We start from the raw sequence: 24,500 nt of genomic DNA on the forward strand, positions 1-24,500 counted from the left end.
AAACACCAGAAGAACCGATTCGCGAGCGGCGGCACGGAAACGGGAATGAGCACCGAACGCACCGAACACATAGCTGCGCGGCGGGGCCGGCACCATCCACTGGCCCCGCCCGACTGGCTCCTCTCGGGGCTGAAGCCGAGTTCCGCCCCGATCCCGTGGGCCGCCGTCGTACGGGCCGCGATCGCGCTGGCGGCCCCACTGGCGGTCGGTTTCGCGCTGGACGAGCCCGAGTACGGCGCGCTCGTCTCGATGGGCGCGCTCTCCGGAGTCATCAGCGACACCGCCGACGCCTACCGGATGCGGATCCTGAACATCGCCGTACCGCAGTTCTTCGGCGCCGTCGGCATCGCGCTGGGCACCCTGGTCTTCGGCCACGGCTGGGTGGCCGTCGGCGCCCTCACCTTCGTCGCCCTGGTCTCCGGGATGATCTCGTCCATCGGCACGGTCGCCTCCGCGTCCGGGCTGCTGCTCCTGCTGAACGCCGTCGTCGGCGCCGGACTGCCGATGCCCCGCCCCTGGTGGATCGCCCCGCTGCTGCTCGCCGCGGGCGGGCTGTTCGTCCTCGCCCTGACCCTGCTGGGCTGGCCGCTGCGCGGGCGGCAGCCGGAGCGGGCCGCTGTCGCCGCCACCTACCGGGCCCTGGCGGACGCCCTGGAGGCCGCCGGCGGGCCGGCCGCCGCCTTCGACGAGCGCCGCCGGCAGGTCACCCAGTCCCTGAACCAGGCCTACGACCTCGTGCTCGGCCGGCGGACCCGGGTGCACGGCCGCAGCCCCTCGCTGGTGCGCATGCTGGCCCAGCTCAACGTGGTGATCCCGCTGGTGGAGGCCGTGCCCGCCGCGCACCAGCGCCGCCGGCCGGTGCCCCCCGAGATCCCGGCCGCCGTACGGGAGCTGGCCACGGCCGTCGAGGAGGGCCGCACCGGAACCCCGGTGCTGGACCTGCCCGCGCCGGACACCCCGGCCGAGCGGGCCGTGGACGCCGCGCTGCGGCACGCGGCGGCCATCGTGTACCTGGCCGAGCCCGACATCCACAACGTGGACGACCGCCTCGGCCGGCCCGCCGCACTGCGGCTGCGGGCGTGGCGGGCGGTGCGCGGCATGATGATCTCCGGCGCCTCCTGGCGGTACGGCCTGCGCCTCGCACTGTGCATCGGCCTCGCGCAGTCGTTCGTCTCCCTCATCGCGGTGGAACGGTCCTACTGGGTCGCGCTGACCGTCACGTTCGTCCTCAAGCCCGACTTCGGTTCGGTGTTCTCACGGGCCGTGCTGCGCGCGCTGGGCACCGCCGGGGGGCTGGTGATCGCGGCCGCCGTGCTGTCGGAAGTGCCGCGCGGCTGGTGGGACGTGCCGGTGATGATGGTGCTGGCCGCCCTCATCCCCGCCTTCTCCGCCAAGGGGTACGCCTTCCAGACCGCGGCGATCACCCCGGTCATCCTGCTCCTGTCGGACCTTCTCAACCACCAGGGCTTCGACCTGATCCGGCCGCGGCTGATGGACAGCCTGATCGGCTGCGCCATCACCCTGGTCTTCGGCTACCTCCTGTGGCCCGAGAGCTGGCACACCCGGATCGGCGACCGGCTCGCGCGGACGGTGGACGACGCGGCCGGGTACGTGGAGCGGGCCTTCGCGCCGGTCGCGGACGACGCCGAGCTCCGGGCGGCCCGGCAGGCGCGGCTCCAGGCGCGGCGGCGGATCTACCGGGACCTGTCGGGGGTGCGCAGCGAGTTCCAGCGGGCGCTGACCGAACCCCCGCCGACGGGCACCCGTGCCACGGCGTGGTGGCCGCTGGTGGTGGCCGTCGAGCGGATCGTGGACGCGACGACCGCGGCGCGCGTGCGGGTGAACCACGGGGCGGTGCCGCCTGCGGCGGGCGAGGTCGAGTGGATCACCCGCCAGTTGCGCGAACTCGCGGAAAACGTCCGCAGGACCACGACCCCGTTCCACGTGGAGGTCCCGCTGGACCCGGACGAATCCAGCGTCCTGGCCCCGGTCCGCCAGGAGGTCGTGGCCGCCCGAGCCATCACCCGCCAGGACCCCTGACCCCACCCGGCCCGCGGCCCCCTGCCCCCGCGCGTGGCCGCCGCCCCGAGCCGGCCCGGTACCGCCGCCGCGCGAGGCCGCCGCCCGGCCCCGGCCCCCCTGCCACCGCGCGAGGCGCCACCCCGACCCGCCCCTGCCCGGAACCGACCGCTGCGCGGGGCCCGCACCGCGGGCCGGGCCCGTGGCGGCCGCTGCGCGGGGCCTGTCCCCTACCCGCCCTTCCGCCGTTCCCTGGGGCTCCGCCCCAGACCCCGCGCCTCAAACGCCGGCGGGGCTGGATTCGTCCGCGGCCCGGAGGGCAATCGCAGCCTCGCCGGCGTTTGAGGCGCCGCCGGAGGCAACCCAGCCCATCCGGCGTTTGGGGACCGGGCCGGGCGGGGCCCGGGGAGCGGGGGTGGGTCGCCCGAACAGACGCGGGGCCGGGCCGGAGGCCACAAGGCGGGGGAGCATCGAGGCATGCGCACCTCCCGCCTCCTGGCCACCGCCGCCCTCCTGGCGGCCACGGCGGGCTGCGCCGACGCCGAGGGGCTGCAGAGCTCCGGCGACCTCGGCACCGTGCACGCACCCCAGAGCCTGTGGAAGGAGTACCGCCCCGACCAGCCCGACCCCGCCCAGCAGCCCGGCACCGCCGCCGTCGTGCCGGGCACACCCAAGGTGACGGGGTCCCGCGACAAGGGGATGCGCGGCGTCGACGCCCTGGCGGTCGTACGGGCCGACATGAAGGCCGCCGTCACCCAGGACGGCGGCACCGGCCGCCTCGTCGACCCCCGCGCCCTCCAGCGGCTCGCGCTGTGCACACAGGCTGTGGACGACGACTGCCCCCTGCGCCCGGCCGTGCTGCACGATCTGACCGGCGACGGCCGCGAGGAGCTCATCACCGCCCTGGACCTCGACGGCCGCCTCAGCGAGCTCCGCGTCTACACCCTCCGCGGCGACGGCAGCATCGCCCGGATCCTCTCCCGCCGCGCGGTGCTGGAGGGCGTGGAGGTGGCCGCCGAGCACCTCGCGGTCCGCGAGCCGACCTCGAACCCCGCCTACGTCGCCGTCTCCGACTACGTGTGGGACCCCGCGTCCGGGACCATGAACCTGTCCCAGCTCACCCTCGACGACTGCCCCGGCGGAAACGGGGCCCGATGCGCGCCATGAGCAGCCTGCGCTGGCGGATCGCGCTGACCACCACGATGGTGTGCTGCATGGTCGCCGCCGCCCTCGGCATCCTCGTGCACAACGTGGTCGCCCGGCAGATCGTCGGCGAGGTCCGCAAGGAGGCGGACCGGGACCTCGACCACGCCCTCGGCCACTACGAGTACGGGACCGCCCACGGCGACGTGAAAGCCGTCCTGGACCCGGCCGATCTGCCCGGACCGCTGCGCGCGCTGGTCGCACGCGGCGACACCGGGAGCATGGTCGGCTCGTACCAGGGGAAGCCGGTGATGTGGGCCGCCGGCCCCGCCGACGACAAGGCCCTCGCGGTGTGGATCCCGTACGAGACCACCCGCAAGCGGCTGCGGGACATCGACACGGCGATCCTGGCCTCCGCCGTGGTCGCGGCCGGGGTCGTGGCGCTGGCCGGCCTGTTCCTCGCCAACAGGATCAGCCGGCGGCTCACGGCCACGGCCGCGGTGGCCCGCCGGATCAGCGCCGGCGACCTCGACGCACGCATGGACTTCCCCGCCGACAGCGACGATCCCCTGCAGAGGGGCTCACGCGACGAGGTACGGGACGTGGCGCACGCGCTCGACTCGATGGCCGGCTCGCTCCAGGAGCGGCTGGAGGCGGAGAAGCGGTTCACGGCGGACGTCGCGCACGAACTGCGCACCCCGCTCACCGGCTCACTCGCCGCGGCGGCGCTGCTGCCGGAGGGACGCCCCAAGGAGATGATCAACGACCGGCTCAAGGCCATGCACCTGCTGACCGAGGACCTGCTGGAGATCTCGCGGCTCGACTCGGGGGTCGAACGGGCCGATCTGAGCCGGATGGAACTCGGCCGGGCCGTGGAGCGGGCCGTCGCCGGGACCGGGCTGCCCGCCTCGGTGAGAGTGGTCCGCGACACGGAGGTGCTGACCGACCGGCGGCGCCTGGACCGGATCCTGGCGAACCTGCTGGCCAACGCCCACAAGCACGGCCGGCCTCCGGTGGAGGTGACGGTCGACGGGCCCGTCGTGGTGCTCCGCGACCACGGGCCGGGCTACCCCGCCGAGCTGATCGAGCACGGCCCGCAGCGCTTCCGCACCGGGGACCCGGGCCGCGGGCGCGGCCACGGGCTGGGTCTGACGATCGCGGCCGGACAGGCAGCGGTCCTGGAGATCGAGCTGAGCTTCGCCAACGCCCCGGACGGAGGCGCGATCACGACGCTCAGGCTTCCCGTGGGCCGCCTGCCCGGAGGGAGTTGAGGAGTGTTTCACGTGAAACATCCACACGGGAAGGGATGTTTCACGTGAAACAGTCAACTGTCGGACTTCAACGCGACGGTCAGAGACCGATGCTCTTGCCGTCCTTGCGCCAGACCGACACGACCGCCGGACGGACGATCTTGCCCGGGCCGTCGGGCCACACCGACTGCGGCTTCTCGACGGACGCGCCGTCGATCTCGCCCGGGTGCTGGACGGCGACCAGGACGCGCTTGTCCTGGACGATCGGGCCGCAGGTCTCGGCGCCGCGCGGAACGGTCAGGAACTGCTTCAGCTCACCGCGGCGCTCACCGGCGGTGGCGACGCCGAACAGGCCGTCGTGGGAGCCGAGCTGGTTGCCGTCGGTGGAGATCCACAGGTTGCCGTGCGGGTCGAAGGTCACGTTGTCCGGGCAGGAGATCGGGCTGACCTTGTCCTTCGGGAAGCCCGCGAAGTACGTGGCCGGGTCGTTCGGGTCACCGGCGACGAGGAAGAGGCGCCAGGCGAAGCCCTCGCCGGCCGGGTCGTCGAAGAACTCGGCGAGCTCCAGGATCTGGCCGTGCTTGTTCAGGTTGCGCGGGTTCGCCTCGTCCGCCCCGGGCTGACCGGCCTTGCCACGGTTCGAGTTGTTGGTCAGCACGACGTAGACGCGGCCGGTGCGCGGGGAGGGCTCGATGTCCTCGGGACGGTCCATCTTGGTGGCGCCCACCTTGTCACCGGCCTGGCGCGTGAAGGTGTACACCTCCTCGGCGGTCATGCCCTCGACGTGCGAGACGGCGCCGGTCGCGGTCGCGGTGGCGAGCTTGATCCACACGCCCGTGCCGTCGAACTCGCCGTCGCTGGGGAGCTTGCCGGAGCCGTCGATCTGGTCGGCCGGGGAGTCGCCGGTGAGCTTGGCGACGTAGAGGGTGCCCTCGTCGAGGAGCGTGAGGTTGTGCTCCTTCGCCGCGCGGCTGTTCCCCTTCTTCATCTGCTTGCTCGACACGAACTTGTAGAAGTAGTCGAAGCGCTCGTCGTCGCCCATGTAGACGACCGGACGGCCGTCCTCGGTCAGGCGGGGCTGCGCGCCCTCGTGCTTGAAGCGGCCCAACGCGGTGCGCTTGCGCGGGACGGAGTGCGGGTCGTACGGGTCCAGCTCGACCACCCAGCCGAAGCGGTTGACCTCGTTGGGCTCCTGCGCCACGTCGAAGCGCTTGTCGAACCGCTCCCACTTGCGCTCGGTCTCGCCGGTCGTGACGCCGTAGCGCTTCAGGCGGGCGGCCTGAACGGGGTCGGTGACCTTGCCGGCGTTGGCGAAGTACTGGTTGATGTTCTCCTCGCCGTGGAGGGTGGTGCCCCACGGGGTGGTGCCGCCGGAGCAGTTGTTCAGCGTGCCGAGGACCTTCGTGCCGGTCGGGTCGGCGGAGGTCTTGAGCAGGGCGCTGCCCGCGGCCGGGCCAGTCAGCTTGAACTCGCTGGTCGCGGTCAGGCGGCGGTTGAGCTCGTGGCGGCTGACGGAGGTCAGCTTGCCGCTGCGGTGGTCCTCCTGGACCACGACCACACCGAGGCCGTGGGCGGCCCAGGCGATCTCGACCTGCTCGCGGGTCGGGTTGGCCGGGTCGTAGCCCTTGAACATGAGGTTCTCGTCGGTGTACTCGTGGTTGGCCACGAGCAGCTGCTGGCGGGCGTACTTGTCGCCGAGCGGGAGAAGGCTCAGGAAGTCGTTGTTGTAGCCGAACTGGCCGGCCTGGGCGGCGGCGGTCTGCTTGTCGGCGTTGAAGCCCGGGGCGCCCTTGACGATCGGGTCGCCCCAGCGGATGACCACGTTCTGGTCGTGGCCCTCGGGGATGGTGACCTGGTCGGCGGTGTTCGGCGCGACGGGCGCGAAGCGCAGGCCGCGGGCGGCCTCGCCGGCACCGGTGCCGGCGGCGGTGGCCTCGCCGGCGGGGGTGGCCTCGCCGGCGGGGGTGGCGCTGGCGCTCTGGCCGGGGCCGGTGAGGGCGATGGCCGTGCCGCCGGCGGTGGCGACGGTGACGACGGCGGCCGTACGCAGCATCGAACGACGGGAGTAGGCCTTGGCGATGACGTCGCCGACGTACTCGTTGTCGCTGGTGTTGGGCACCTCGTGGAAGCATGCGTCGCCGCAGCGGTAGCGGCAGGTGAGGGCGGAACGGCCGCCCCCATGCGGGTTGCCGAGGAGCGGGAGAAGCTTGCGCACGAGTGTCCTCCGAGTAGCTGCGTGGGCGCCGACAACCTGTCGGGACGATCCAGCCGCGACGCTAGGCGCGGGTTGCGCCGAAGCGGCGGCGGAGGGATGAACGATGGGTGAACCCGGCACGTCGGAGCGGCAGTTCGGCGGAGGGCCGGGTGGGGTGATAAGGGCGCACGCCACGAAAGGTGCCCCTCCCGAAGATCGAGCTTGGCGGCCGATAACCTTACGTGTCCACTCTGGGCAGGGATCATCCGCGCAGCACGGACAAATGACGCACGCACTCCCGCGAAAGGCCTGGCCATGGGTATTCGGAGCTTGTTGCGCAAGGTGTTCGGACGGTCTGCGGAACCGGTTCCGGAGACTTCGGACGCCCCTTCGGCGGCTGTCCCGAACCAGGCGGAACGTAACCCGCTCGATGCGGCGGCCGAACTGGTTGCTGCGTCCTTCGACAACCCGTCCGTTCCGCCGCAGTCCGCTCCGCGGGACCGTGAGGCGGCCGCGCTGCTGACGGTGCCCGCGCCGACGGCCGACCCGACGGTCCCGGAGGCCCGCCGGTCCGGATCAGCCCCGGCGAAGCCGGCCCGCCCGGCAACTGCCGAGGCGCCGGAGGCGGAGCCGGTCGTGGCCGCAGCCGAACCGGCTGCCGCCGAGGCCGCAGCGCCCCAGGCGCAGGACGAGCCCGAGACCCCGGCGGAGCCGGCCACCGCGCCGGAGGAGCAGGCCGAGGCCCAGAACGACGCCCCGGCCGAGCCGGTGGCCGCCACCGAGGCGCCGGAGGCGGAGCCGGTCGTGGCCGAGGCCGAACCGGCCGCCGCCGAGACGCCGGAGGCGCAGGACCGCCCTGACGCCGCGGCGGAGCCGATCCAGGCGGCAGCCGAACCGGCTGCCGCAGCGCCGCAGGCGCAGGACGAGCCCGAGACCCCGGCGGAGCCGGTCACGGCCGAGGCGCCGGAGACGGAAGGCCAGGCTGACGCCCCGGCGGAGCCGCTCACCGCGCCGGAGGCGCAGGAGGAGCAGACCGAGCTCGAGGCCCAGGACGACGCCCCGGCCGAGCCGGTGGCCGCCTCCGAGACGCCGGAGGCGGAGCCGGTCGTGGCCGAGGCCGAGGCCGTGGCCGCTGAGACGCCGGAGGCGCAGGAGCAGGCCGAGCCCGCGGCCCAGGACGACGCCCCGGCGGAGCCGGTCCAGGCCGCAGCCGAACCGGCTGCTGCCGAGGCCGCAGCGCCGCAGGCGCAGGACCAGCCCGAGACCCCGGCGGAGCCGGCCACCGCGCCGGGGGCGCAGGAGGCGGAAGGCCAGGCTGACGCCCCGGCGGAGCCGCTCACCGCGCCGGAGGCGCAGGAGGAGCAGACCGAGCCCGAGGCCCAGGACGACGCCCCGGCCGAGCCGGTGGCCGCCACCGACGCGCCGCAGGCGCAGGAACCGGTCCAGGCCGCGGCCGAGCCGGTCGCCACCGAGGCGCCGGAGGCGGAGCCGGTCCGGGCCGGGGACGAGCCGGTCGACGTCGAGGCCGCCGCGCCGCAGGCGCGGGAAGCGGTCGGGGCCGAGCCCGTCGTGGGCGCTGCGGACGGGGCCGAGGAGGCGCCCGCGCACGCCCTCGCCGACGTCAAGCGCGTCGCGCCCGGCGTCGTGGCGGCGTACAAGGCCGTCGGGCAGGTGCTGCGCGCCAAGGGCAGGACCGGGGCGCGGGCCAAGGTGTACCTGGTGCTGGACCGCTCCGGGTCGATGCGCGGGTTCTACAAGGACGGCAGTGCGCAGCACCTCGCCGACCACGCCCTCGCACTCGCCGCGCACCTCGACGAGGCGGCGACCGTGCACACGGTCTTCTTCTCCACGGAGGTGGACGGCACCGCCGACCTGACCCTCGACTCCCACGACGCGTCCTGGGTCGAGGCCCGCCACGCCGAGCTCGGCCGGATGGGCCGCACCAGCTACCACGTGGCCGTGGAGGCCGTTCTGGAGCGGTACCAGAAGGACGGCGGCGAGGGCCCGGCCCTGGTCGTGTTCCAGACGGACGGCGCGCCCGACAACGTCCGCCCCGCCCGGCAGGCGATCACGGACGCCGCCACCACCGCCCCCGGCATCCACTGGCAGTTCGTCGCCTTCGGCGAGCACGACTCCAAGGCCTTCGACTTCCTGCGCAAGCTGGACGCCGAGAACGCCGGCTTCTTCCACGCCGGCCCGGCCCCCGCGGAGCTGACCTCCGCCGCCCTGGTCAAGGGTGTGCTCGAGCGCTTCTGATGGACGGACCGGCATGAGGAAGGGGCCCGGGATCTCGTCCCGGGCCCCTTCCTCGTCCACTGCTACTACCGTGCCGCGTCGGGGTGCACGGCCTCGGCGACCGGCTTCGCGTCGGCCGCCTTCGTCTCGACCGGCTTGCGCAGCGCGATGTTCAGCTCGCGCAGACGCGCCTCCTCCAGCACCGTCGGCGCGCCCATCATCAGGTCCTGGGCGTTGCCGTTCAGCGGGAAGGCGATGGTCTCGCGGATGTTCGGCTCGTCGGCCAGCAGCATCACGATGCGGTCCACGCCCGGGGCGATGCCACCGTGCGGCGGGGCGCCCAGGCGGAACGCGCGCAGCATGCCGGCGAACTCGCGCTCGACGGTCTCGGCCTCGTAACCGGCGATCTCGAAGGCCTTCAGCATGACCTCGGGCTCGTGGTTGCGGATGGCGCCGGAGGACAGCTCGATGCCGTTGCAGACGATGTCGTACTGCCAGGCCAGGATGTCGAGCGGGTCCTTCTCCTCCAGGTCCTTCATGCCGCCCTGCGGCATGGAGAACGGGTTGTGGGAGAAGTCGATCCGGCCCGTCTCCTCGTCCTTCTCGTACATCGGGAAGTCGACGATCCAGCAGAAGCGGAAGACGTTCTCCTCGAACTGGCCCGCACGCTTGGCCGCCTCGACGCGGACGCCGGACATGATCTTGGAGACCTCGTCGAACTCGCCCGCGCCGAAGAACACGGCGTGGCCGGGGGCCAGGCCCAGGCGCTCGGTGAGGACCTTGACGTTCTCCTCGGTGAGGAACTTCGCGATGGGCCCGGTGAGGGTGCCGTCCTCGCCGACGCGGACCCAGGCCAGGCCCTTCGCGCCGAGGGAAACCGCGTAGTCGCCGAGGCCGTCGAAGAACTTGCGCGGCTGCGCGGCGGTGTCCGGGACGGGCAGGGCGCGCACGTGCTTGCCGGCGAACGCCTTGAACTCCGAGCCCTCGAAGACGTCGGTGATGTCGACGAGCTCCAGCTTGGCGCGCAGGTCGGGCTTGTCGTTGCCGTACTTCAGCATCGACTCGCGGAACGGGATCCGCGGGAAGGGGGAGGTGACCTCGCGGCCATTGCCGAACTCGGTGAAGAGCTCGGTCATCAGGCGCTCGATCGGCTGGAAGACGTCCTCCTGCTCGACGAAGGACATCTCGACGTCGAGCTGGTAGAACTCGCCCGGCGAGCGGTCGGCGCGGGCGTCCTCGTCGCGGAAGCAGGGCGCGATCTGGAAGTACCGGTCGAAGCCGGAGATCATCAGCAGCTGCTTGAACTGCTGCGGGGCCTGCGGCAGGGCGTAGAACTTGCCCGGGTTCAGGCGGGACGGGACGACGAAGTCACGGGCGCCCTCGGGGGAGGTCGCGGTGAGGATCGGGGTCGCCATCTCGTTGAAGCCGAGGGCCACCATCTTCGAGCGGATCGCGGCGATGACCGCCGAGCGCAGCATGATGTTGCGGTGCATGCGCTCGCGGCGCAGGTCGAGGAAGCGGTACTCCAGGCGCCGCTCCTCGTTCACACCGTCGTCGGTGTTGATGGTGAAGGGCAGCGGGGCGGCCGCGCCGAGCACCTCGACCTCGGCGGCCTCGATCTCGATCTCGCCGGTCGGCAGGTCGGGGTTGATGTTCTCGGTGCCGCGCGAGACGACCTTGCCGTCGACCCGGACCACGGTCTCCTTGGAGAGCTTGTCCAGGACCGCGGCGGCGGCGGTGCCGGGACGGGCGACGAGCTGCGTGATGCCGTAGTGGTCGCGCAGATCGATGAAGAGGATGCCGCCCAGGTCTCGACGATTGTGCAGCCAGCCGCTCAGCCGGACGTCGGTGCCGACGTCAGAGGCTCGGAGCTCGCCGCACGTGTGGGACCTGTACCGATGCATCAGTCATCCAGTTCTTCGCGATACCAGGGTGGATTCAACCCTCCCAAGGTTACCGTCCGGGACGCGGCCGGGTCGGGCACGCCCGGTGGACCCGGAGAACAGGCACGTCAGGCGTATGACCTGTAAAGATGACCGGGTGCGCACCGAGGACGTCCTGGCCGCCATCGCAACGGGCCTCTGGCGATGGGACAACGCCTCCGGGACGGTCTCCCTGGACAGCGAGGCCGCCCGGCTCCTCGGTCTGCCCGCGGAGCCGACGGAGCTCGCCGAGGTCGCCGTACGCTCCCGCTTCCACCCGGTGGACTGGAACGAGATCAACGGCATCGTCAACCTGGCCGTCGCCGAAGGCACCCTCGCCGAGGCCCGGCTGCGGATCATGGACGAGGACGGCCGGGTGCTGCGCACCGTACGCAGCCGCTCCAAACCCCTGGAGAACCGGACGGCCGACGGCCGCGTCGACTACGAGCTGATCGGCACCATCCAGGAGATCGCCGAGCCGCAGCCGGGAACCACCGCCGCGCACACCCCGATCACCGGCGACTGGCGGCGTTCCCGCGAGGCCTTCCTGCTGGACGCGGGACGGGCGCTGGCCGAGGCCCGGTCCACGGCGGAGGTGCTGCGGGTCGCCGCCTCGCTGTCCATGCCCGGCTTCAGCCCGGACGGCCTGGCCGTCTTCGGCGTGGCCGGGGAACGGCTGTCGGTCATCGGCCACCACGGGCACGGCCCGGGCGACGAGGGCCCCTTCTCGGACATGCGGCTGGACACGGCCTACCCGGCCGCGGACGTCGTCCGCACCGGCCGGGCGATCTACCTGCCCTCCCCCGAGGACTACAAGCGGCGCTTTCCGGCCACCTGGCCGCTCGCCCAGCGCTTCGGCCGGACCTCCTGGGCCTTCCTGCCGCTCATCGTGGCCGGGCGCACCATGGGCGCCTGGATGGCCGCCTTCAAGCACCCGGTGTCCTTCTCCCCCGACGAGCGCTCCGTCCTGACGACCGTGGCCCGGATGCTGGCCCAGGCGCTCCAGCGCGCAGGGGTGGCCGAATCCGAGCGGGAGCTCACCACCGGTCTGCAGCGGTCGATGATGCCCCAGCTCGGCCCGGAGATCCCCGGTATGCGGATCGCCGCGCGCTACGTCCCCACGGGCGGCGGGCTCCAGGTCGGCGGCGACTGGTACGACATGATCCCGCTGCCGTCGGGACGGTTCGCCCTGGTCATCGGCGACGTCCAGGGCCACGACGTACGGGCGGCCGGGCTGATGGGCCAGCTGCGGATCGCGGTGCGCGCGTACGCCTCGGAGGGCCACCGCCCCGACGCGGTGCTCTCGCGCGCCTCCCGCTTCCTCGCCGGGCTCTGCTCCTCGCAGGAGTCCGACCCGTACGACTCCGACGGGGACTCCGGGCTGGACTCCGATATGCAGAGCCCGCGCTTCGCGACCTGCCTGTACGCGGAATGCGACCCGCGGACCGGGGTGCTGGAGGTGGCCCGCGCCGGCCATCCCGACCCGGTGGTCCGGATGGCGGACGGCACCGTCCTGATGCGGCCCACCGCGGGTGGTCTCCCCCTCGGGATCGTCCCCGACACGGACTACCCCACGACCCGCTTCACCCTGGAGCCCGGCGAGACGATGATGCTCTGCACCGACGGGCTCATCGAGACCGGCGGGCACGACCTCGACACCGGCTGGGCGCGGCTGCGCGCGATCCTGGAGTCCGAGAGCCCGGTCCCCGGGGGCCCGGACGACGGCCATCCGGACGACGGCCACCTGGGCGACAGCCACCTCGAAAGGCTCGCCGACCTGCTGGTCCAGGCCGTGCACGGGCCCTCCTCGCACCACACCACGGGCCCGCTGGCCGACCGCCGCGAGGACGACATAGCCGTGGTGCTGCTGTGCCGCGAGGGAGAGAGCCGCGGCTGCGGGACCCTGTCGGCGCACCCCGCCCGCCCGGCCCGCCGCACCATGCTGACCGTGGCCCAGGCCGAGCCGGAACGGATCGCGGGCGCCCGGCAGCAGATCCGGGAGCTGCTGCACGACTGGGCCGACGAGGAGCAGCTGGACTCGGCGGTGCTGATGGTCTCCGAGATGGTGACGAACGTGCTCGTGCACACCGACGGTGACGCGCTGCTGGTCGCGGAGGCCGTCGGCGAGCCGGGCGAACGCCGGCTGCGCGTGGAGGTCGCGGACCCCAGCGACGAGCTCCCCCACAAACGGCACCCGGGCGAGATGGCCTCCAGCGGGCGCGGGGTGCTGCTGATGGAGATGCTCGCCGACAGCTGGGGCGTGGATCCGCGGGGCGAGGGCAAGACGATCTGGTTCGAGCTGTACGAACAGTCGAAGCGGCCCGGCCCCGACTGATCACGGGCCCCCGGCCGCCGCTGAGCCGTTCACCCGAAATGATCATCCGAAGTGCTTGGATGACGGGGTGCCGAACTCCCTCCTCCCCGAGCCCGTGCGGCGGCTGGCCGCCTGGTGCGCCGTCGTCCTGCTCGTCACGGCCGTGCTGGCCGTCGTCGTGTGGCTGTGCACCGTCTTCCGGACGGTCGTCACGCCCGTGCTGCTCGCCGTGCTCGGCACGGCCCTGCTGGGGCCGATGCACCGGCGGCTGGTCCGCGCGGGGGTGAACCGCTCCCTCGCCGCGGCCCTCACCTGCCTCGCCGTGGTCGCGGTCGTCGGCGGAGCCTCGTACGTCGTCGTCCTCGCGGTCGTGGAGACCGGCGACCAGATCGTCGACGCGCTGCGGCGGGCCGGCGAGAGCCTCGCGGAGCACTTCGGGGCGGTCGGGACCTCGCTGGAGGACCTCGCGAAGAACTCGAAGGACCTGCTGGCGAAGTTCGGCGGCACGGCGGCCTCGGGCGTGGTCACCGGGATCAGCGCGGTCGGCACGATGATCGCGACGACCCTGCTGTCCCTCGTGCTGATCTTCTTCTTCCTCCGCGACTCCGACCGCGCCGCGGGCACCCTGCGCTCGCTCGTCCCGCGCCGCTCGGGCGACCTCGTGGAGGCCATCGGGCGGCGCGCGTTCGGGGCCGTCGAGGGCTTCATGCGGGGGACCACCGTCGTGGCCCTGGTCGACGGCGTGCTGATCGGCGCGGGGCTGCTCGTGCTCGGCGTACCGGGTGCGGTGGGGCTGGCCGCACTGGTCTTCGTGACCGCCTACATCCCCTACCTCGGCGCCTTCCTCTCCGGCGCCGTCGCGGTCCTCGTCGCCCTGGCAGACCGGGGCTGGGTCACCGGCCTGTGGGTGCTCGCGCTCGTGCTGCTGGTCCAGATGGTCGAGGGGTACGTTCTCCAGCCTCTGGTGCAGAGCCGCACGGTGCAGATGCATCCGGCGGTGGTCATGCTGGCCATCACGGCCGGGGCGAGCGCCGCCGGGATCCTGGGCATGCTGCTGGCGGTACCGCTGACGGCGGCCGCCTTCGGGGTGGTCTCGGAACTCCGGGCCCGGTATGGCGAGGAGGCACCCGGCCCGGCGCCGGTGGAACCGGCCTAGGTCACGCCTAGGCCGGGCCCGGGTAGTAGCTGAGGACCACCAGGATCGCCGTGCACTCCGCGAGGAGCTGGGCGCCCAGCGCCCAGCGGCGGACCTCCGCCCGGGAGGCGGCCAGGGCGACGAGGAAGGCCACGCCCGCGGCGCCCGCGCTCCCCAGGAACAGCCACCAGGGCAGCCCCCGGGTGCACTCCACCCCGTAGGTCACGCAGCCCGACACCCGCACGGACGACAGGAGCAGCACGACCGCCCCGACGAAGAGCACGGGGAAGAGCGCCGCGGACACACCGGCCCAGAGGCGGGTGCGGTCCTTGGCTCCCGCGGCAGCGGAAGCCGGGGCCGGGGCCGGGGGGATCGCGGAGGGGGAGGGGGCGTTGTCCATGCCCCGATCCAACGCGGTTCCCCGGCCCGGCACAGGCGCCCGGCTACTCACCTGCGGGCGCGCGGGTACTCAGACCGGGGTACTGCCCGCGGTGTCAGCTCTCCTCGGACTCGGCCTCACCCGTACCGCGGTGGCCGAGGCCCGTGCGCGCGGTGGTCGGGATGCGGCCGAGGCGGCCGGCCTGGAAGTCGTCGAAGGCCTGCTGGAGCTCGTGCTTGCTGTTCATCACGAACGGCCCGTAGTGCGCCATCGGCTCCCGGATCGGACGCCCGCCGAGGAGGACGACCTCCAGGGCCGGGGCGTTGGAGTCCTGCGACTCGTCCGCCCGCACCGTGATCGAGCCGCCCTCGCCGAAGACGGCCGTCTGCCCGGTGTGGATGGGCCGCCGGTCCTCGCCGACCGAGCCGCGCCCGGCCAGGACGTACACGAGGCCGTTGAAGTCCTCGCGCCACGGAAGGGTGATCTGCGCGCCCGGGCTGACGGTCGCGTGGATCATCGTGATCGGGGTGTGGGTGATGCCCGGGCCCTGGTGGCCGTCGAGCTCACCGGCGATCACGCGGAGCAGGGAGCCGCCGTCGGGGGTGGTCAGCAGCTGGACCTGGCCGCCGCCGATGTCCTGGTAGCGCGGGGGCATCATCTTGTCGGCGGCCGGGAGGTTGACCCACAGCTGCAGACCGTGGAACAGCCCGCCGGACACGACCAGGGCTTCCGGCGGGGCCTCGATGTGCAGCAGGCCCGAACCGGCGGTCATCCACTGGGTGTCACCGCCGTTGATGACTCCGCCGCCGCCGTTGGTGTCCTGGTGGACGAACGTTCCGTCGATCAGGTACGTGACGGTCTCGAAGCCGCGGTGCGGGTGCCAGGGGGTGCCCTTGGGCTCGCCCGGCGCGTACTCCACCTCGCCCATCTGGTCCATCATGATGAACGGGTCGAGGTACCGGTAGTTGATCCCCGCGAACGCGCGGCGCACCGGGAATCCCTCGCCCTCGAACCCACTGGGGGCGTCGACGACGGCCAGCACCTTGCGCGCGAGGGCGGCCTGCGGCTCGGCCACTCGCGGAAGGGTCAACGGGTTCTCAACAGTCACTGCGGGCATGGTCAGGACCTCCTTCTGCGTCGAGTTTAGTTGAAACTCGAACTTTCTGCCACACCCCCTCGGAACAGAGGACACCGCGCGTCCATTCCCGGGGCAACCCGGGCCCCCGGGCGGGCGTCTCCTTGATCGATTCGTACGGATCCACGCGCACGTCAGGAGCCCGACCGTGACCACCCCGACCGGCGACGCAGCCGCCACCGCGCAGCCCGAAGCGGAGGAGGCGGAACCGGAGCCGGGCACCGCGCCCGGGGCGCTGGGCTGGGCCGGCGCCATCACGGCCGCGGCGGTGGGCGGCGGATACGCCGCCTCGCGCTGGGCCTCCAGCGGCTATCCCCTCGAACCGCTCCCCGGCTCGCCGTGGCCCTACCTCGCCGTCTGGGGCACCCTCTGCCTGGCCGCCGGCCTGCTGCTGCGCTGGGCGACGCGGCTGCGGCCCCTGGAGGGCAGCGGCTACGCCCTCTTCACCGTCGCCCTCGCGGGCATCCGCCTCTCCCTGGCGCACCGCCCGGACCTCGCCCCGCTGTGGACGTACGGCGGCGCCGCCCTGGCACTGGCCGCACTGGCCGTCGCTCTGCGGCGGCTGCGAGGGCGAAGGGCCTGAACGCACGGGAGCGGGCCGGGGGAGATTCCCCCGGCCCGCTCCGTGATCACTGCGGCCGTTACGGCGTGACCACCACCGAGTTGATCGGCGTGAGGTTCCGCCAGACGTACGCGTCCTGACCCAGCGTTTCGCAGGTGCCGGTGCCGTTCCAGCCAGTACAGAGCTTGAACTTCCAGCCCTGGGTCTGGTTGTTGAGCACCCAGTGACCGTTGTTCTGATTGCTGAGGTTGTACGTGCCCGCCTTCGTGTACCACGCCGAAATGGTGAGCGAGTCCCATCCCTCGGTGTAGATGCAGGCGTACCCCGACGGGCAGCCGTCGACCGTGTGGTCGGAAGCCTGTGCCGGGCCTGCCGCCAGAACCCCCGTACCCAGCGCCATCACCCCCGCGGCCGCCACGGTCCCGAGCTTCGTGCGTAACGACGTACGAGACATCGCACTCTCCCCTGATCGGTAGGAGCGGGATTCCCCCGCACCGCCGATACTCCGGGGCCGAGGTCGCGACCGCGATGGTTTCGGGCGTCGCCGAAACGTTCAGCCGCCGCTGCGCAGCAGGTCCACGCCGAGGCCCGTCGCCGAGTGGAGCACCGCCTTGCCGTCCCGGCGCGTGGTGATCAGGCCCGCCGCACGCAGCGTGCGGGTGTGCTCGGAGACCGACGGGAGACTGATGTCGAGGTCCCGGGCGAGCTCACTGGTCGTGCGCTGCTGGACCAGCAGCTGCAGCACCGCCGCCCGCGTGCGGCCCAGCAGCGCGTCCAGGGCGCCGTCCGCCGCGCTCGGCCCGGCCAGCGGGAGCGGGGTCAGCGCCGGGTACATCAGCAGCCGCGCGCCGTCCGGGCCGTCCGGGCCCTCGGCGAGCAGCGGCCGCCCCGTCCAGAACGGCGAGGGCATCAGCAGCAGGCCGCGGCCGCCGAGGGCGCACTCGAAGTCCGGCTCCACCGGGACCTCGAAGGCCGTGCCCGTCCAGCCGGCCCGCGGATGCGTGCTCGCCAGGCACGCCTTGATGCCGTGGGCGGCCAGCAGCCGGGTCCGCCAGGCCACGTCCGCCTGGAAGGACTGCCGGATGCTCGGCCAGTGCGGGGCGATCACCAGCTCGTACACGGAGCGCAGCGCACCGTCGAGCTGCGCCCAGGCCTCGCGGTCCTCGGCCCACAGCGCGCGCAGCCAGGTGGGGGAGCCGGGGGCCCGGGCGGCTGTCCGGGCCAGCTGCTCACCGGTGAGCGACCCGGCGGCGTCCCGTACGGCGGCCAGCCCCTGTTCCAGCGTGTGCGAGAAGGGCTCGACGAACTGCAGGTTGTCGCCGTCGGGCCGCAAGAGGTCCAGCAGCGGCCGCACCCGGCCCGGTAACTCCCGGGAGACGTGACCGCGCCAGCGGCCGAAAACCGCCTGCTCGTCCCGCCGCTGCCAGGCGACGACCGCCATGCCGAGCTCGACGAGCGGAAGCGGCTCGCGCGCGAAGGTGACGTTGAGCAGGTCCTCGGTCGTGAAGTGCACCCTCAGCAACGCGCCCGCCCCCCGTCGTCAGCGTTCAGCCGCCTGCGCGGCGATGGCGTCTAGCCATACATGCGGCGCATCGCGAAGTCGACCATCTGCTCGACCGCCTTCGCGTCGAAGACCATCCGGTGGTCGCCCTCCATGTCGAGGACGAAGCCGTAGCCGGTGGGCAGCAGGTCGATGACCTCGGCGCCGGTGATCACGAAGTACTTGGACTCCTTGCCGGCGTACCGGCGCAGCTCTTTGAGCGTGGTGAACATCGGGATCACCGGCTGCTGCGTGTTGTGCAGCGCGAGGAATCCCGGGGTGTCGCCGCGCGGGCAGTACACCTTCGAGGAGGCGAAGATCTGCTGGAAGTCCTCGGCGGACAGCGACCCGGTCGTGAAGGCGCGCACCGCGTCCCCGAGGGAGGGCGGCGAGGGCTCGGGGTACAGCGGCGCCTGCTGCTGCGCGTAGCCCTGCTGGGGCTGCCCGTACTGCTGCTGCCCCGCGCTCACGTTCTGGTCGTAGCCGTACATGGACCGAAGCCTACCGAGGCCGGGGGCGGCGGAGCCGCCGAGTTCCGGTCAGTGGGCCTTGAGGGTGGCGACGAAGGGTCCCCACGCCGCCGCCGAGACCACCAGGGTCGGCCCTGTCCGTCGCTTCGAGTCCCGGACGGGCACCCAACCGGCGACGCCGTCGGCCACTTCGACGCAGGTACCACCGTCGCTGTTGGTGTAGCTGCTCGTGCGCCAACGAGCGGCGCTCAAGTCAATGTCGCTGCTTGCCATTTCGGTAGTCCTCTGCGGCCGCCTCCATCATGGCGAGGGACGCCTCCGGCGGTAGCGCGGCGGCCCTCAGCAGATCGTACGACCTTCGATAGCGCTTCACGAGAGCCGGATCGTCGATGGTGACGCCGCTGTGCAGCGACTCCGTATAGACCAGGGGCGGCGCCTCGGCGAAGGTCATGATGATGGTCGTGCCTGCCGACATGAATGGGTGTGCCCCTGCGTTCCACGGGACGATCTGTGGAACGATCCGATTGCGGTGGACCAGGGCGGTTACGTGGTCGAGCTGTTCCGCCATCCGGTCGGGTGGGACGACCGGCAGCCGTAGCAGCGACTCATGCAGGATGACCCAGTACTCCGGCGTCCCGTGGTCGCCCTCGAAGAGGTCAGCCCGCGCCATCCGGGCGTTGACCTTCACATCGGTCTCCTCCCGGGCCTCCAGCGGCCGTTCGGCCCGAGCCAGGGCGCGTGCGTACGCAGCCGTCTGCAACAGGCCCGGAAAGGCGCTCGGGCACCATTCCTCAATGGTCTCGGCAACCTTCTCCGCGTCCAAGACCTTCTCGGCGTACCTGGCGAGGCCAACGCTCCGTGCCTTCCGTACGTCCTCACAACGCCGCTCGAAGAACCCATCGGTGTCCAGTACCCGGTCGACGTGGCGCGCCAGATCCAGTGGCATGCGCCGCTGACCGAGTTCGATCTCGCTCAGATAACTGGCCCCGTAGAAGCTGCCCTCCACGGCCTGCTGGAGCGTGAGGCCCGCCGCCTCCCGTCGCCACCGCAGCTCCTTGCCGTAAAAGGCCGGCACGCTCGCCGAACCGTCAATGTCCTTACGCGCGGCCACGATCGCCCGCCTTCCACACCTCGCACTGTGGACTCGAAACCCTTCCCACGCTACGCCGACCCCCGTCAGCCTGTGAGCAGTTCGTCACACTCCGCACCCACAGGAACGGCAGACAGGAAGACGCCATGAGCGAGCACGACCGCGACCACGAGGCCCAGGCGGCCCTCACCGCACTCCGCACCGCACTGGCCGCACACGACATCTCCCTCCCGTCCCTCGACCTCCACCTCCTCTCCTACGCCGGCCGCTACGCCACCCCACCCCTCATCACCCTCGGCAACTGCAACGCCGCCACCGCGCAGCGACTGGCCGCCGCCCTGGCCACGCAGTGAACGCGCTCACGATCCACCTCCTCGCCACCCCCGGCGCGGTCCCCCTCGCCCGGCACGCCGTGCGCGAGCACCTGGGGGCCGCCGCATCCCCCGACGCGGAGCTCTGCGTCAGCGAGCTGCTGAGCAACGTGATCACCCACCTGGGAGCCGGCACGCCCGTCACCCTGCGCGTCACCGGAAGGGCAACCCGTACGCGGGTCGAGCTCACCGACCCCGACGCGCGGGCGCAGCCGGTACCCCGCCGGGCCGGGGACGGGGACGAGTCCGGCCGGGGGCTGGTGCTGCTCGACGCCGTCGCCGCCCGATGGGGCGTCCACCCCGGGCCGGGGGCCGGGAAGACTGTCTGGGCCGAACTGCCGGCGGCGGCCCCGGCTCAGGGCGACTCGTACCGGTCCTGCGCGTCGAGCACGTCGTCCGCGTAACGCGCGGCCCAGGCCCCCATGGCCCGCATCGGGGTGAGCAGGGCCGTACCGGCCTCGGTCAGGGCGTAGTCGACGCGCGGCGGGGACTCGGCGTACGGGCGGCGTTCGACCAGACCGTTGTACTGCAGCCGCCGCAACGCCTCGTTCAGGACCTTCGGGCTGATCCCCCCGATCCGCGCGACCAGCGCCCGCGGCCGCATCGGGCCCGTCGCGCCGAGCGTGAAGACCACGACGCTGTCCCAGCGGTTCGCCAGCACCTCGAAGGCGACGCGCGCCCGGCAGTCGGCCGTGTACGTGAGCTCCGGCAGGCCCGCGGCCGGATCGGGCAGCTTGTCCATGCCGCCATCCTGCCCTGGGCGATGGACACCGGACGGTGTGCGTCGGCGTTCGTAGCGTCGGGCCGTCAACGGATGAACCGAAGCGGAAGAGGTGGGCACGATGCGGATCGGCGTACTGGGTACGGGCGGCATGGCGGCGGCCCTGGGCGGCGCCTGGGTGCGGGCCGGGCACGAGGTGTTCATCGGCGGGCGGAACGTAACCGCCGCCGAGGCCCTCGCACGGCGGATCGGGGCGGCCGGGCACGGGACCTCCGCGTCGGCGGCTGAGTACGGGGAGGTGGCGCTGCTGGCCGTACCGGCCGGGACGGCTCCGGCGCTGGCCCGTCAGCACGCGGCGGCGCTGGCCGGGCGGACGGTCCTGGACTGCACGAACCCCCTGGCCCCCGGGCCGGGCGGGGTGATGCTGACGACCGGCGCGGGGGAGAGCGTGGCGGGCCGGATCCAGGCGGCGGCGCCGGGCGCGCACGTGGTGAAGGCGTTCAACCTGGCCCATGTGAGCGTGTGGGACCTGCCCGCCGACGCCTTCGGCGGCACCCCCGCGGCGGTGCCGTTCTGCGCCGACGACGCGGAGTCGGCCGAGCGCGTGGCGCGCCTGATCACCGGGATGGGCTGGAGCCCGATGCCGGCCGGCGGGCTGGACCGGGCGGGGTACGTGGAGGCCACGGCGGCGTTCGCGATCGGCGTGTGGTGGGCGGGCGGCTCGCCGCGCCTGGCCTTCCCCGAGCCCGCGGGCCCCGCCGCCTGAGCCGACCCGTCGGCCGCCCGGGCACCGCGGCCATCGCGGGCCGGGCAGGCCGGGCAGGCCGGGCAGGCCGGGCAGGCAGCACGGGCCGCCCCGCCAGTTGACACCCGTCACACTCGCGCGCCAGGGGTTGCGCCTTATTACCGGTGGGTAGCATCATGACGTTACCGATTGGTATGTACGAGGAACCTGTCTCCCCGAGCCTTAACGGAGCCGTCGCCATGGGGCACTACAAGTCGAATCTCCGCGACATCGAGTTCAACCTCTTCGAGGTGCTCGGCCGCGACAAGCTGTACGGCACCGGTCCGTTCGAGGAGATGGACTCCGAGACCGCCAAGGACGTCCTGTCCGAGATAGCCCGCCTCGCCGAGAACGAGCTCGCCGAGTCCTTCGCGGACGCCGACCGCAACCCGCCCGTCTTCGACCCGGAGACGAACACGGCGCCGGTCCCGGCCTCCTTCAAGAAGAGCTACAAGGCCTTCATGGACTCCGAGTACTGGCGCATGGGCATCCCGGAGGAGATCGGCGGCACCGTCTCCCCGCGTTCCCTCGTCTGGGCCTATGCGGAGCTGCTGCTCGGCTCGAACCCGGCCATCTGGATGTACTCCTCCGGCCCGGCCTTCGCCGGTGTCCTGCACGAGGAGGGCAACGAGGCGCAGAAGAAGATCGCGCAGATCGCGGTCGAGAAGCGCTGGGGCTCCACGATGGTCCTGACCGAGCCGGACGCCGGCTCGGACGTCGGCGCCGGCCGCACCAAGGCCGTGCAGCAGGAGGACGGCTCCTGGCACATCGAGGGCGTGAAGCGCTTCATCACGTCCGGTGAGCACGACATGGAGGAGAACATCCTCCACTACGTCCTCGCGCGCCCCGAGGGCCACGGCCCGGGCACCAAGGGCCTGTCGCTCTTCCTCGTCCCGAAGTTCCACTTCGACTGGGAGACCGGCGAGCTGGGCGAGCGCAACGGCGTCTACGCGACGAACGTCGAGCACAAGATGGGCCTCAAGGCCTCCAACACGTGCGAGATGACCTTCGGCGACAAGCACCCCGCCAAGGGCTGGCTGATCGGCGACAAGCACGACGGCATCCGCCAGATGTTCATGATCATCGAGTTCGCCCGCATGATGGTCGGCACGAAGGCCATCGCGACGCTCTCGACGGGCTACCTGAACGCCCTGGAGTACGCCAAGGAGCGCGTGCAGGGTCCGGACCTGGCCAACTTCATGGACAAGACGGCCCCCAAGGTCACCATCACGCACCACCCCGACGTGCGCCGCTCGCTGATGACGCAGAAGGCGTACGCGGAGGGCATGCGCGCGCTGGTGCTGTACACGGCCGCCGTCCAGGACGACATCCAGGTCAAGCAGGCCGCGGGCGAGGACACCACCGCGCTGGTCGGCCTCAACGACCTGCTCCTGCCGATCGTGAAGGGCTACGGCTCGGAGAAGTCCTACGAGCAGCTCGCCCAGTCCCTGCAGACCTTCGGTGGCTCCGGCTACCTGCAGGAGTACCCGATCGAGCAGTACATCCGCGACGCCAAGATCGACACCCTCTACGAGGGCACCACCGCGATCCAGGGCCAGGACTTCTTCTTCCGCAAGATCGTCCGTGACCAGGGCGCCTCGCTGAACGTCCTCTCCGAGACGATCAAGAAGTTCCTGGCGGAGGCAGTCGGCGGCGAGGAGCTCGCTCCGGCGCGCGACGCGCTGGCCAAGGCCGCCGTGGACCTGGAGGCCATCGTCGGCCAGATGATCGTCGACCTCACCGCCACCGGCGAGGACGTCAAGAACATCTACAAGGTCGGCCAGAACACCACCCGCCTGCTGATGGCCTCGGGTGACGTGGTCGTCGGCTACCTGCTGCTCAAGGGCGCCGCCGTGGCCGCCGAGAAGCTGGCCACCGCCTCCGCGAAGGACGTCCCGTTCTACACCGGCAAGATCGCCGCCGCGAAGTTCTTCGCGTCCCAGATCCTGCCCGGCGTCTCCGTCCAGCGCGCGCTGGCCGAGGCCGTCGACAACACGCTGATGGACCTGGACGAGGCCGCCTTCTAGGCTGCGCCGCCGCTGGGCTGCGCCGCCGCTGGGCTGCGCCGCCCCCAGGTCACACGTACCCGGTACGGGTGCGAGCGGCCGGGCCCTCCGCACGGAGGCCCGGCCGCCGCCCGTCCGGCGGCAGCAGGCACCCGCGTGCCGCGCCGCGCCCGCATCCGGAGGGGACGGGCGGGGCGGGCTCCGGGTCGCCGACCGCTGCCGGGGCGAAATCAGCCCCGCCGGCGCTTGAGGCGCGGGGTCCGGGGCGGCGCCCCGAGGGGCCCGGGCACCGGCGGGTGCGGGCACCGGTCGTGCGACCCGGTGCCCGCACCCCGGCCCGTGCCCGCCCCGCCCCGCCCCCGGCCAAGGCCAAGGCCGCAGCGCACCGGCGCACCGCATAGGCCCTGTCCTGCGGTTTTTCTCCGTTGTCGGCCGTTCATGGGACGCTCGTACGCATGAGTCCACAGGATCACCACGGCAGCAGGGGGTACTCCGTCCCCACCGGGCGCCCGTACGCCCTCAAGGAGCTGCAGGCGAGCCTGGGCAGCCTCGGCGACCACCTGCGCGAGCTGTACGACGGCGCCCACCCCGCCGAGTACGAGGCCATCGCCGACGCCCTCTACGTGGCCTTCCAGACCGCCGCCGGCCTCGCCCCCGCCAAGAGCTACACCGGCTGCCCCGAGCACCCCAACGGCGCCCTCGACCCCGAGGCACCCGAGGGCTGGGGCCGCTGCCTGATCTGCAACGACCGCCGCCGCCTCGGACAGCGGCAGCGCCTGAACGGCACCCGCCAGGCCGCCCACGCCCCCGCCCCCGGCGAGCAGCGGCGCCTCGGCTACCCCGTGCCCGACGGCCCGTACACCCTCCAGGTGCTGCGCCAGTACCTGCGCACCGTCGAGGACCAGCGCTTCCACCTGGGCCTGTCCTCCCCCTCCGACGAGTTCGTGCGCATCGCGGACGACCTCCACCGCGCCTTCATCGTCGCCCGCGAACTCTCCCGCCCCCGCAACGCCTCGGGCTGCTCCGAGCACCCGGGAGCACCCATCGACCCGGACGCGCCCCCCGGCGAGGCCTGTATCTTCTGCGCCGGACGCAAGAGGCGCGCGCAGCGCTCCCCGCAGACCCCCGAGATGCTCCCGCGCATCCGCCGGGGCGAGCGCAGACAGCTGCAGCGCCGCTTCGAGCGTCCGCCGGGCTGAGCTGCGCCGGGCCCGCAGACCACACACCCGC

The 24,500-nt window shown here is 72.7% G+C and carries 22 protein-coding genes; 12 read left to right on the forward strand and 10 right to left on the reverse strand.

The window, feature by feature from the left end:
• Positions 1–45: 45 nt before the first annotated feature.
• From ACZ6Y1_RS08720 to ACZ6Y1_RS08730, 3 genes are all read left to right on the forward strand, one after another.
• Positions 46–2,040: an FUSC family protein gene (locus ACZ6Y1_RS08720; protein ID WP_469625076.1), complete on the forward strand. Its 1,995-nt coding sequence runs from the start codon at positions 46–48 to the stop codon at positions 2,038–2,040.
• Between the two features lie 456 nt (positions 2,041–2,496).
• Positions 2,497–3,186: a hypothetical protein gene (locus ACZ6Y1_RS08725; RefSeq protein ID WP_469625077.1), complete on the forward strand. Its 690-nt coding sequence runs from the start codon at positions 2,497–2,499 to the stop codon at positions 3,184–3,186.
• Positions 3,183–4,433 carry a sensor histidine kinase gene (locus tag ACZ6Y1_RS08730; RefSeq protein WP_469625079.1) on the forward strand — a complete coding sequence of 417 codons (1,251 nt, stop codon included), beginning with the start codon at positions 3,183–3,185 and terminating at the stop codon, positions 4,431–4,433. Before ACZ6Y1_RS08725 ends, ACZ6Y1_RS08730 begins: the two co-directional genes overlap by 4 nt.
• 79 nt (positions 4,434–4,512) lie before the next feature.
• Here ACZ6Y1_RS08730 and ACZ6Y1_RS08735 read toward each other — a convergent pair whose 3' ends face one another.
• On the reverse strand, positions 4,513–6,627 hold the full coding sequence (locus ACZ6Y1_RS08735) for a PhoX family protein (protein WP_469625081.1): 2,115 nt from the start codon (positions 6,625–6,627) through the stop codon (positions 4,513–4,515).
• Between the two features lie 294 nt (positions 6,628–6,921).
• Here ACZ6Y1_RS08735 and ACZ6Y1_RS08740 point away from each other — a divergent pair, with 294 nt between their 5' ends.
• Positions 6,922–8,862: a VWA domain-containing protein gene (locus tag ACZ6Y1_RS08740; RefSeq protein WP_469625083.1), complete on the forward strand. Its 1,941-nt coding sequence runs from the start codon at positions 6,922–6,924 to the stop codon at positions 8,860–8,862.
• A 65-nt stretch (positions 8,863–8,927) separates the two neighbouring features.
• On the opposite strand, the gene aspS is transcribed toward ACZ6Y1_RS08740, so the two are convergent.
• The gene (gene aspS, locus ACZ6Y1_RS08745) at positions 8,928–10,745 is read right to left on the reverse strand and encodes an aspartate--tRNA ligase (protein ID WP_469625086.1); all 1,818 of its coding nucleotides are present in this window, start codon (positions 10,743–10,745) and stop codon (positions 8,928–8,930) included.
• Positions 10,746–10,881: 136 nt separating this feature from the next.
• Between aspS and ACZ6Y1_RS08750 the strand changes: the two genes are divergently transcribed.
• Both ACZ6Y1_RS08750 and ACZ6Y1_RS08755 read left to right on the forward strand, forming a co-directional pair.
• Positions 10,882–13,098, forward strand: a complete 2,217-nt coding sequence (locus tag ACZ6Y1_RS08750) for a SpoIIE family protein phosphatase (protein WP_469625719.1) — start codon at positions 10,882–10,884, stop codon at positions 13,096–13,098.
• A 67-nt stretch (positions 13,099–13,165) separates the two neighbouring features.
• On the forward strand, positions 13,166–14,233 hold the full coding sequence (locus tag ACZ6Y1_RS08755; RefSeq protein ID WP_469625089.1) for an AI-2E family transporter: 1,068 nt from the start codon (positions 13,166–13,168) through the stop codon (positions 14,231–14,233).
• 7 nt (positions 14,234–14,240) lie between these two features.
• On the opposite strand, the gene ACZ6Y1_RS08760 is transcribed toward ACZ6Y1_RS08755, so the two are convergent.
• Both ACZ6Y1_RS08760 and ACZ6Y1_RS08765 read right to left on the reverse strand, forming a co-directional pair.
• A complete protein-coding gene (locus tag ACZ6Y1_RS08760; RefSeq protein ID WP_469625091.1) occupies positions 14,241–14,612 on the reverse strand; it encodes a hypothetical protein in 372 nt (123 codons plus the stop codon).
• A 94-nt stretch (positions 14,613–14,706) separates the two neighbouring features.
• A complete protein-coding gene (locus ACZ6Y1_RS08765) occupies positions 14,707–15,708 on the reverse strand; it encodes a pirin family protein (protein WP_469625093.1) in 1,002 nt (333 codons plus the stop codon).
• 166 nt (positions 15,709–15,874) lie between these two features.
• On the opposite strand from ACZ6Y1_RS08765, the gene ACZ6Y1_RS08770 reads away from it, so the two are divergent.
• Positions 15,875–16,309, forward strand: a complete 435-nt coding sequence (locus ACZ6Y1_RS08770) for a hypothetical protein (protein ID WP_469625095.1) — start codon at positions 15,875–15,877, stop codon at positions 16,307–16,309.
• 58 nt (positions 16,310–16,367) lie between these two features.
• Here ACZ6Y1_RS08770 and ACZ6Y1_RS08775 read toward each other — a convergent pair whose 3' ends face one another.
• The 5 genes from ACZ6Y1_RS08775 to ACZ6Y1_RS08795 all read right to left on the reverse strand — a co-directional run bounded on the left by ACZ6Y1_RS08775 (position 16,368) and on the right by ACZ6Y1_RS08795 (position 19,409).
• The gene (locus tag ACZ6Y1_RS08775) at positions 16,368–16,742 is read right to left on the reverse strand and encodes a hypothetical protein (RefSeq protein ID WP_469625097.1); all 375 of its coding nucleotides are present in this window, start codon (positions 16,740–16,742) and stop codon (positions 16,368–16,370) included.
• Positions 16,743–16,841: 99 nt separating this feature from the next.
• Positions 16,842–17,801, reverse strand: a complete 960-nt coding sequence (locus tag ACZ6Y1_RS08780; protein ID WP_469625100.1) for an ArsR/SmtB family transcription factor — start codon at positions 17,799–17,801, stop codon at positions 16,842–16,844.
• A gap of 59 nt (positions 17,802–17,860) precedes the next feature.
• Entirely contained in the window at positions 17,861–18,319 is a 459-nt protein-coding gene (locus tag ACZ6Y1_RS08785; protein ID WP_376660314.1) for an SseB family protein, read from the reverse strand.
• Between the two features lie 48 nt (positions 18,320–18,367).
• The gene (locus ACZ6Y1_RS08790; RefSeq protein WP_469625103.1) at positions 18,368–18,550 is read right to left on the reverse strand and encodes a DUF397 domain-containing protein; all 183 of its coding nucleotides are present in this window, start codon (positions 18,548–18,550) and stop codon (positions 18,368–18,370) included.
• Between the two features lies 1 nt (position 18,551).
• On the reverse strand, positions 18,552–19,409 hold the full coding sequence (locus ACZ6Y1_RS08795; protein WP_469625105.1) for a helix-turn-helix domain-containing protein: 858 nt from the start codon (positions 19,407–19,409) through the stop codon (positions 18,552–18,554).
• Positions 19,410–19,534: 125 nt separating this feature from the next.
• Between ACZ6Y1_RS08795 and ACZ6Y1_RS08800 the strand changes: the two genes are divergently transcribed.
• Positions 19,535–19,741: a hypothetical protein gene (locus tag ACZ6Y1_RS08800; RefSeq protein ID WP_469625108.1), complete on the forward strand. Its 207-nt coding sequence runs from the start codon at positions 19,535–19,537 to the stop codon at positions 19,739–19,741.
• Positions 19,738–20,163 carry an ATP-binding protein gene (locus ACZ6Y1_RS08805; protein ID WP_469625111.1) on the forward strand — a complete coding sequence of 142 codons (426 nt, stop codon included), beginning with the start codon at positions 19,738–19,740 and terminating at the stop codon, positions 20,161–20,163. Before ACZ6Y1_RS08800 ends, ACZ6Y1_RS08805 begins: the two co-directional genes overlap by 4 nt.
• Here ACZ6Y1_RS08805 and ACZ6Y1_RS08810 read toward each other — a convergent pair.
• Entirely contained in the window at positions 20,115–20,501 is a 387-nt protein-coding gene (locus tag ACZ6Y1_RS08810; protein WP_469625113.1) for a winged helix-turn-helix transcriptional regulator, read from the reverse strand. The genes ACZ6Y1_RS08805 and ACZ6Y1_RS08810 overlap by 49 nt on opposite strands.
• Before the next feature lie 100 nt (positions 20,502–20,601).
• On the opposite strand from ACZ6Y1_RS08810, the gene ACZ6Y1_RS08815 reads away from it, so the two are divergent.
• The 3 genes from ACZ6Y1_RS08815 (at position 20,602) to ACZ6Y1_RS08825 (ending at position 24,469) form a co-directional block, all read left to right on the forward strand.
• Entirely contained in the window at positions 20,602–21,246 is a 645-nt protein-coding gene (locus ACZ6Y1_RS08815) for an NADPH-dependent F420 reductase (protein ID WP_469625114.1), read from the forward strand.
• Positions 21,247–21,464: 218 nt separating this feature from the next.
• A complete protein-coding gene (locus ACZ6Y1_RS08820) occupies positions 21,465–23,291 on the forward strand; it encodes an acyl-CoA dehydrogenase (protein WP_469625721.1) in 1,827 nt (608 codons plus the stop codon).
• Between the two features lie 434 nt (positions 23,292–23,725).
• Positions 23,726–24,469: a hypothetical protein gene (locus ACZ6Y1_RS08825; RefSeq protein ID WP_469625117.1), complete on the forward strand. Its 744-nt coding sequence runs from the start codon at positions 23,726–23,728 to the stop codon at positions 24,467–24,469.
• Positions 24,470–24,500 lie beyond the last annotated feature (31 nt).

Source organism: Streptomyces sp. NPDC053432 (genome assembly GCF_055585365.1).

What these genes read in the sequence shown, in the direction of transcription:
- ACZ6Y1_RS08720 (WP_469625076.1), top strand. Translation starts at nt 46, where the DNA reads ATGAGCACCGAACGCACCGAACACATAGCTGCGCGGCGGGGCCGGCAC.
- ACZ6Y1_RS08725 (WP_469625077.1), top strand. Translation starts at nt 2,497, where the DNA reads ATGCGCACCTCCCGCCTCCTGGCCACCGCCGCCCTCCTGGCGGCCACG.
- ACZ6Y1_RS08730 (WP_469625079.1), top strand. Translation starts at nt 3,183, where the DNA reads ATGAGCAGCCTGCGCTGGCGGATCGCGCTGACCACCACGATGGTGTGC.
- ACZ6Y1_RS08740 (WP_469625083.1), top strand. Translation starts at nt 6,922, where the DNA reads ATGGGTATTCGGAGCTTGTTGCGCAAGGTGTTCGGACGGTCTGCGGAA.
- aspS (WP_469625086.1), bottom strand. Translation starts at nt 10,745, where the DNA reads ATGCATCGGTACAGGTCCCACACGTGCGGCGAGCTCCGAGCCTCTGAC.
- ACZ6Y1_RS08760 (WP_469625091.1), bottom strand. Translation starts at nt 14,612, where the DNA reads ATGGACAACGCCCCCTCCCCCTCCGCGATCCCCCCGGCCCCGGCCCCG.
- ACZ6Y1_RS08765 (WP_469625093.1), bottom strand. Translation starts at nt 15,708, where the DNA reads ATGCCCGCAGTGACTGTTGAGAACCCGTTGACCCTTCCGCGAGTGGCC.
- ACZ6Y1_RS08775 (WP_469625097.1), bottom strand. Translation starts at nt 16,742, where the DNA reads ATGTCTCGTACGTCGTTACGCACGAAGCTCGGGACCGTGGCGGCCGCG.
- ACZ6Y1_RS08785 (WP_376660314.1), bottom strand. Translation starts at nt 18,319, where the DNA reads ATGTACGGCTACGACCAGAACGTGAGCGCGGGGCAGCAGCAGTACGGG.
- ACZ6Y1_RS08800 (WP_469625108.1), top strand. Translation starts at nt 19,535, where the DNA reads ATGAGCGAGCACGACCGCGACCACGAGGCCCAGGCGGCCCTCACCGCA.
- ACZ6Y1_RS08810 (WP_469625113.1), bottom strand. Translation starts at nt 20,501, where the DNA reads ATGGACAAGCTGCCCGATCCGGCCGCGGGCCTGCCGGAGCTCACGTAC.
- ACZ6Y1_RS08815 (WP_469625114.1), top strand. Translation starts at nt 20,602, where the DNA reads ATGCGGATCGGCGTACTGGGTACGGGCGGCATGGCGGCGGCCCTGGGC.
- ACZ6Y1_RS08820 (WP_469625721.1), top strand. Translation starts at nt 21,465, where the DNA reads ATGGGGCACTACAAGTCGAATCTCCGCGACATCGAGTTCAACCTCTTC.
- ACZ6Y1_RS08825 (WP_469625117.1), top strand. Translation starts at nt 23,726, where the DNA reads ATGAGTCCACAGGATCACCACGGCAGCAGGGGGTACTCCGTCCCCACC.